Source organism: Polaromonas sp. P1_E1_2 (assembly GCF_056406035.1).
This window is the reverse complement of the sequence record NZ_JBFUAZ010000194.1, coordinates 1-6523: the sequence shown is the minus strand read 5'-3', so window position 1 is coordinate 6523 and position 6523 is coordinate 1. Positions and strand designations below refer to the sequence as shown.

The following is a 6523-nucleotide window of genomic DNA, read 5'->3' as shown; positions in this document are numbered from 1 at the left end:
ATGTACTCTTTGATGAGGCGAACTGCTGTTAGGCCTTCACGCTTCTCCGGGAGAATGAAAAGAGCCAGGTCATAGGCTTGCAGGTCATCGCCGAACCAGTGCGGCTCTACAGCACCAATAAATCCGCCAATGATCTTCTCACCCTCGGTGGCTACTATTGCAATGCCTCGTTCAAGCTCAATGAGGATCCCAATGCGCTGGGAGACTTTGGAAAAGTCGTAGGCGTACTTGCTGAACACGCTTTCAGCATGCATTGCCCTCCCAATCTCAGCCATTGCAGCAACGTCATAGTGAGTGGCATTGCGGATCAATTGACGGCCGCTTCAATCATCACACCGAGAATCGTGCTCGGCGTTGGGGTATCAGACGTAATGACGATGTTGTTTGGCGAACGCCACCCCAAAGACTTGACGCGCTTGTCTCCTGTAAAGGCTGGAATCTCTACGTCAAGTCCCAGTGTGTTTGAGCGGAATGGGATGACAACCCCGTTCACCTTGCAATTCAGCGTGTCCTGAAAGCGGATAACGATATCGGTGATGCTGATTGCCCTACTCTGGGAGGAACTTGTCGCATCACCAAACTCAGGATTCAGAAGTTCCAAAGTACTGGTGTATGGCAGACCAACACTTACGGTAGAGGCCGCGTTCTGCAAAGTCACAGAGCCGGAACTAACCATCAGACTCGGGTGCACAACGCCGTCAGCCAGCCGCCTCCATCCCAAATTGATCAGTTTCAATGCGATCTAAAACGATGTACTCAAGGTCCAGCACCTGGGCCGCAATTTCTGGGCGCAGCATCGTGAGCGGGTGAGCGCCCGCCTTGAAGAGCGCGCGCTGTGCCCTGTAAATCTCGCGGTGCAGGTAAGTTACTGCATCTTGAATTTGCTGGTTGTGCATTTGGGTACCTCCCGCTGTGGGCGGAATTTCCTATAATGACAATATATCAGAAACGCTACTGGTAGTGGTTTTTATTTGATTGAACGCTACCTATAGCGTTTTTCGGACAATTTCTCTGCTGCGGTGCAACAAGGTCTAAATAGCCGATACACGCAGAAAGTTAGCCATGATCGAGAAGCACATACAAACCATTCTTGTTTCCCTTATCACGGGGGCAATAGTGTTTGCTTCCTCATACGTGTTCAACGACAAATCTGACAAAGCCGTTCTGGCGAGTCAGCTTCAGACGATCAGTGCTCAGGTGGCCGAACTGCGTTCAGAGGTAAGGGCAAGCTCAGCCAGCTTTGCCACCAAGGACAGCCATATAGACCACGAGAACCGCATTCGGACCCTTGAACGCAAGGTGTTGAAGTGAACCAAGCCCTTAATTTGTTTTTCACCGGTGGCCGCCCAGCGGCTCTTTGGGTTTGCGTGGCCGGATTGGCTTACCAGTTCGTACTGGTTCCGCTGGTGGCGTCGTGAGAACGACGATATTCAGGCCAGCATTGACGATTTGCTGGAAGATTCCGAATGCGTCCAGGGGGGAGGCACGAGAAAGACGGTCAAAACTCTCGATGATCAGCGTCGTGCCAATGGGGATTTGGCCGTTGCCAACGGCTTGCAGGAACAGACCAAGTGCGCCTTTGGTGACGTTCTTCTGGTCGTACCCAGAGACGCCAAGATCACGAAAACTCCGTGAATGATCAAGTTCTAGGTTGTTTTCGCGGGCATATTTCGCGGCTTGCTCCGTTTGACGGCGGAGGCTGTCGCCTTCACCCTGGATCGTGGAGCTATACCGGGCATAGGAAATTGCAAGATTGGCCATGGTGTCCTGACATGATAATTTATGTTTTGTCAGTTACCTAATTAGYATTTCAGGCCTTCATATAACGATGTTTGCCTGGGCTGCCTCACTGCTGATCGGCGCGCTGTGGCGGCGATCAGCGCGTTTCACTCCGCGGTTGTGCCTGGTGTTGCCGGCAGCCGCTGCAGGTGCCTTGGGCGGCTTGCTGCTCGCCACCCTGTATGCACTGTTTTCCGGCTGGGGCGTGCCCGCGCAGCGGACCATCTGGATGCTGGCCACCGTGATCCTGCTGCGGCAAGGCGGCAGGCAGTGGCCCTGGCTGCAGACCTGGTTGCTGGCCATGGCCGTGGTGGTGGCGCTGGACCCGTGGGCGTTGATGCAGGCCGGGTTCTGGTTGTCTTTTGTTGCAGTGGGTGTTTTGTTTGCTACAGATTCAGGAGCTGCTCGCGCTCATGGGGAAAGGGYTGTAGCCCAATTCGACTCAAAAAAACAACCTGAGGATGGGCGCTGGTGGCAGCGCCGGCCCAGATGGCTGGACAGCGTTGGGCGTGCGATGCGGGAGCAATGGGTCGTCACGCTGGCGCTCACGCCCCTGTCGCTGCTGCTGTTCAACCAGGTCTCGCTGGTCGGCCTGCTGGCCAATGCGGTGGCCATTCCGGTGGTAACTCTGGTCATCACGCCGCTGGCGATGCTGGGTGTGGCATGGGCGCCGGTTTGGTCGCTGGCGGCATGGTCGGTCGGCGGGCTGGCGATATTTTTGCAATGGCTGGCGAGCTGGCCGCTGGCCTCGGTGAGTGTGGCGGCGGCGCCGCTGTGGTGTGCTGCCGCCGGCGTGGCGGGCGGCGGCCTGCTGGCCACACGTCTGCCGTTTCATTTTCGAGCGCTGGGCCTTCCCCTGTTGCTGCCGGTGCTGTTGTGGCAACCGGCCCGCGTGGCACCGGGGCAGTTCGAGCTGCTGGCCGCGGACATCGGGCAGGGCAATTCCGTGCTGGTGCGCACGGCAAGCCACACGCTGCTGTATGACGCCGGCCCGCGCTTTTCGCGCGAAAGCGATGCCGGGCACCGGGTGCTGGTGCCGCTGCTGCGCGCGCTGGGCGAACGGCTGGACATGCTCATGATCAGCCACCGCGATATCGACCACATCGGCGGGGCCCAGGCCGTCCTGGCCATGCAGCCTGAAGCCAGCCTGGTGAGTTCGATTGAAGACGCGCATCCGCTGCAAACGCTGCGCAAAGCCAGCCGCTGCGTGGCCGGCCAGCGCTGGGAATGGGACGGTGTGGCATTTGAGGTGCTGCACCCCGTGGCCGCCGACTACGACGCTGCCAGCAAGTCAAACGCCATGAGCTGCGTGTTGCGCATATCCAGCAGCGCCCCTGGCGGCAGCCGCGCAGCCCTGCTGGTCGGCGACATCGAATCGCCGCAGGAACTCCGGCTGGCGACCAGCGTTCCGGCCAGCCTCCAGGCCGACTTTCTGCTGGTACCGCACCATGGCAGCAAAACATCGTCCAGCGCGGTGTTTCTTGATGCCGTCAGGCCGCAGTGGGCGGTGGTGCAGTCGGGTTACCGAAACCGTTTTGGCCACCCGGTGGAGTCCGTGGTGGCGCGTTATGAGGAGCGCGGCGTACGCCTGGTGAAGTCGCCGCAGTGCGGGGCTGCTACCTGGCAAAGCCTTCGCCCCGGCGAGATTTTGTGCCAGCGGGAGCAGGGCAAACGCTACTGGCATCATGAGCCCGGGCGTTAAAAATTCGGGCGGACGCACCGCCTTGGCGCATAACTTGCTAAGCTACGTTAAAACAATTGCCATGCGCATAACTTGCTGGAGATCAAGCCAATGAGCCGACCGATGTTTGACGAAATGAACGCCACGGAGTCCAGCGTCCGTGAGCATTACCAGGGTTACCAGCGGTGGCTGGCCCGGCAGCCTGCCGACGTGATGCAGGCCCGCCGAGCCGAAGCTGAAATGATTTTCCGCCGGGTCGGCATCACTTTTGCGGTTTATGGTGCCAAGGACGAAGACGGCGCCGGCACCGAACGCCTGATTCCCTTTGACCTGATTCCCCGCATCATTCCCGCCCACGAATGGGCCAGCATGGAAAAAGGCCTGGTACAGCGCGTCACCGCGCTCAACCGCTTCATCCACGACGTGTACCACGGCCAGGAAATCATCAAGGCTGGCGTGGTGCCGTCCGAGCAGATCTTCCAGAATGCGCAGTTCCGACCCGAGATGATGGGCGTTGATGTGCCTGGCAATATCTATTCGCACATCAGCGGCATCGACATCGTCCGTGCACCCGACGCGCAGGGCAACGGCGAATACTACGTGCTCGAAGACAACCTGCGCGTGCCCAGCGGCGTGAGCTACATGCTGGAAGACCGCAAGATGATGATGCGGCTGTTTCCTGAACTCTTCAGCGAAAACCGCGTTGCACCCGTTGCCCATTACCCCGATCTGTTGCTTGAAACCCTGCGCGGCATGGCGCCGCCGGCCACGGCCGAGCCCACGGTGGTTGTGCTGACGCCCGGCATGTACAACTCGGCCTACTTCGAGCACGCCTTCCTTGCGCAGCAGATGGGCGTCGAGCTGGTTGAAGGGCAGGACCTGTTCGTCAAGGACAACTTTGTCTACATGCGCACCACGCGCGGCCCCAAGCGCGTCGACGTGATCTACCGGCGCGTGGACGATGACTTCCTGGACCCGCTGGCCTTCCGCCCCAATTCCACCCTGGGCTGCGCGGGTCTCCTCAATGTGTACCGCAGCGGCAATGTCTCGCTGTGCAACGCCATCGGCACCGGCGTGGCAGACGACAAGTCCATCTACCCCTACGTGCCCAAGATGATTGAGTTCTACCTCGGCGAGAAGCCCATCCTCAAGAACGTGCCGACCTACATGTGCCGCAATAACGAGGATTTGCAGTACACCCTGGCCAACCTGAAAGACCTGGTTGTCAAGGAAGTGCACGGCGCCGGCGGCTACGGCATGCTGGTGGGGCCGGCCGCCACCAAGGCCGAGATTGAAGAGTTCCGCGCGGCCTTGCTGGCCAATCCGTCGGGCTACATTGCGCAGCCCACGCTCAGCCTTTCAACCTGCCCCACGTATGTGGAAAGCGGAATTGCGCCGCGCCATATCGACTTGCGGCCTTTTGTGCTGAGCGGTAAAGAAGTGCAGATGGTGCCGGGCGGCCTCACGCGTGTGGCGCTCAAAGACGGCTCGCTGGTGGTCAATTCGTCGCAGGGCGGCGGCACCAAGGACACCTGGATATTGCAGGACGGCTCGTCCATGCAGTACCAGTCCCAATCGCAGTCGCAATCCCGGGGAGGAAAATAATCATGTTGTCACGCACTGCAGACCACCTCTTCTGGATGTCGCGCTACACCGAGCGGGCCGAGAATACAGCGCGTATGCTGGATGTGAACTACCAGACCTCTTTGCTGCCGCAGTCCGATGCACTGGTGCAGGCCGGCTGGCAGGGCCTGCTCAGCATCAGTGAGCTCAAGCCTTCGTTTGCCGCCAAGTACGGCGACACCATCAATCCGCGCGACGTGATGGACTTCATGGTGCGTGATGAGAAAAACTCGTCCAGCATCATTTCCTGTCTGCAGAACGCCCGTGAAAACGCCCGTGCCGTGCGCGGCACGCTGACCACCGAAGTGTGGGAAACGCAGAACCAGACTTACCTCGAGGTCATCCGCATGCTGCGCAGCGGCGACTTCGAGCGCGACCCGGGCCAGTTCTTTGAATGGGTCAAGTTCCGCTCGCACCTGTCGCGCGGCGTGACACTGGGCACCATGCTGCAGGACGAAGCCTTTCACTTCCTGCGGCTCGGTACCTTTCTTGAGCGTGCCGACAATACCGCGCGGCTGGTGGATGTGAAGTTCCACGCCGTGCAGAACGACTTCCTCGGCATGGCCGGCGAGAAGGATCAGGAATACGACTTCTACCACTGGAGCGCCATCCTGCGCAGTGTTTCGGGCTTTGAGGTCTACCGCAAGGTCTACCGCGACGTCATCAAACCCGAGCGCGTGGCCGAGCTGCTGATCCTGCGCGCCGACATGCCGCGCTCCCTGCTGGCCTGCCTGAACGAAGTCATGAGCAACCTTGCCATGGTGACCAGCGATACCAGCAGCGAAACCCAGCGCCGCGCCGGCAAATTGCGGGCTGATTTGCAATACGCACGCATCGACGAAATCCTCGCAACGGGCTTGCACGCCTTCCTGACGCAGTTCCTGGACCGCGTGAACGAGCTGGGCGCACACATCAGCCGCGAGTTTTTGGTGCCGGCCACCACTTGAAAGACGGCCTAACTTCTGCCGCCGCAAAGGGTCGGTACTGTTGTATGACGGGGCCTTGATGAAGTTGCACGTCAGGCACATCACCGACTACCGGTACACSGAGCCGCTGCGCTAYGCGCTGCAGACGCTGTGGCTCACGCCGCAGTCCAGCCCGGCGCAGACGGTGCATTTCTGGAGCCTGGGCGCGCCCGAAAAACTTTTTACCCAGCGCGACGCCTTTGGCAACACCATCAGCTCTTACACCTTTGTGGGCAAGGATGCCGACAACGTGCGCTGGAGCCTGGTTAACGCGGCCGGCGATGTGGAAACCTTTGGCGTGGCGGAGTTCAACGACCCGGAAACCCTGCCGCATCCGTACTTCTTCCTGCGCGCCACACACCTGGCCGAACCGCACTGGGAGCTTGCCGAATTTGGCCGCCGCTTTATCCCGCAAAGCCTTGACGGCACTGCAAGCTTGCCGGCCCTGCTGGCATTGAGCCAGGGCGTGCCACCA

General features: G+C 59.8%; 8 protein-coding genes and 1 pseudogene. 5 read left to right on the top strand and 4 right to left on the bottom strand.

The features are described from left to right. The 3 genes from AC1D1P_RS11060 to AC1D1P_RS11050 all read right to left on the bottom strand — a co-directional run. On the bottom strand, positions 1-311 hold a 311-nt coding region (locus AC1D1P_RS11060), incomplete at its 3' end, for a hypothetical protein (RefSeq protein ID WP_477673000.1). Then, positions 308-601, bottom strand: coding sequence for a hypothetical protein (locus AC1D1P_RS11055; RefSeq protein ID WP_477672999.1), 294 nt, complete (start codon positions 599-601; stop codon positions 308-310). The genes AC1D1P_RS11055 and AC1D1P_RS11060, both read right to left, overlap by 4 nt. A gap of 97 nt (positions 602-698) precedes the next feature. Continuing rightward, positions 699-896: a hypothetical protein gene (locus tag AC1D1P_RS11050; protein ID WP_477672998.1), complete on the bottom strand. Its 198-nt coding sequence runs from the start codon at positions 894-896 to the stop codon at positions 699-701. A gap of 166 nt (positions 897-1062) precedes the next feature. Between AC1D1P_RS11050 and AC1D1P_RS11045 the strand changes: the two genes are divergently transcribed. Then, positions 1063-1311, top strand: a complete 249-nt coding sequence (locus AC1D1P_RS11045) for a hypothetical protein (RefSeq protein WP_477672997.1) — start codon at positions 1063-1065, stop codon at positions 1309-1311. Between the two features lie 21 nt (positions 1312-1332). Here AC1D1P_RS11045 and AC1D1P_RS11040 read toward each other — a convergent pair whose 3' ends face one another. Beyond that, a complete protein-coding gene (locus tag AC1D1P_RS11040) occupies positions 1333-1761 on the bottom strand; it encodes a recombinase family protein (protein ID WP_477672996.1) in 429 nt (142 codons plus the stop codon). Positions 1762-1789: 28 nt separating this feature from the next. On the opposite strand from AC1D1P_RS11040, the pseudogene AC1D1P_RS11035 reads away from it, so the two are divergent. The 4 genes and pseudogenes from AC1D1P_RS11035 to AC1D1P_RS11020 form a co-directional block, all read left to right on the top strand. Then, positions 1790-3481: pseudogene (locus tag AC1D1P_RS11035) on the top strand (DNA internalization-related competence protein ComEC/Rec2); the annotation flags it as partial. 90 nt (positions 3482-3571) lie between these two features. After that, positions 3572-5065 (top strand): circularly permuted type 2 ATP-grasp protein, encoded by a 1494-nt coding sequence (locus tag AC1D1P_RS11030; RefSeq protein WP_477671100.1) that lies wholly within the window; start codon positions 3572-3574, stop codon positions 5063-5065. Between the two features lie 2 nt (positions 5066-5067). After that, the gene (locus tag AC1D1P_RS11025) at positions 5068-6030 is read left to right on the top strand and encodes an alpha-E domain-containing protein (RefSeq protein WP_457278908.1); all 963 of its coding nucleotides are present in this window, start codon (positions 5068-5070) and stop codon (positions 6028-6030) included. 58 nt (positions 6031-6088) lie between these two features. Next, positions 6089-6523, top strand: a 435-nt coding sequence (locus AC1D1P_RS11020) for a transglutaminase N-terminal domain-containing protein (protein ID WP_477672995.1), incomplete at its 3' end; no start/stop codon positions are given.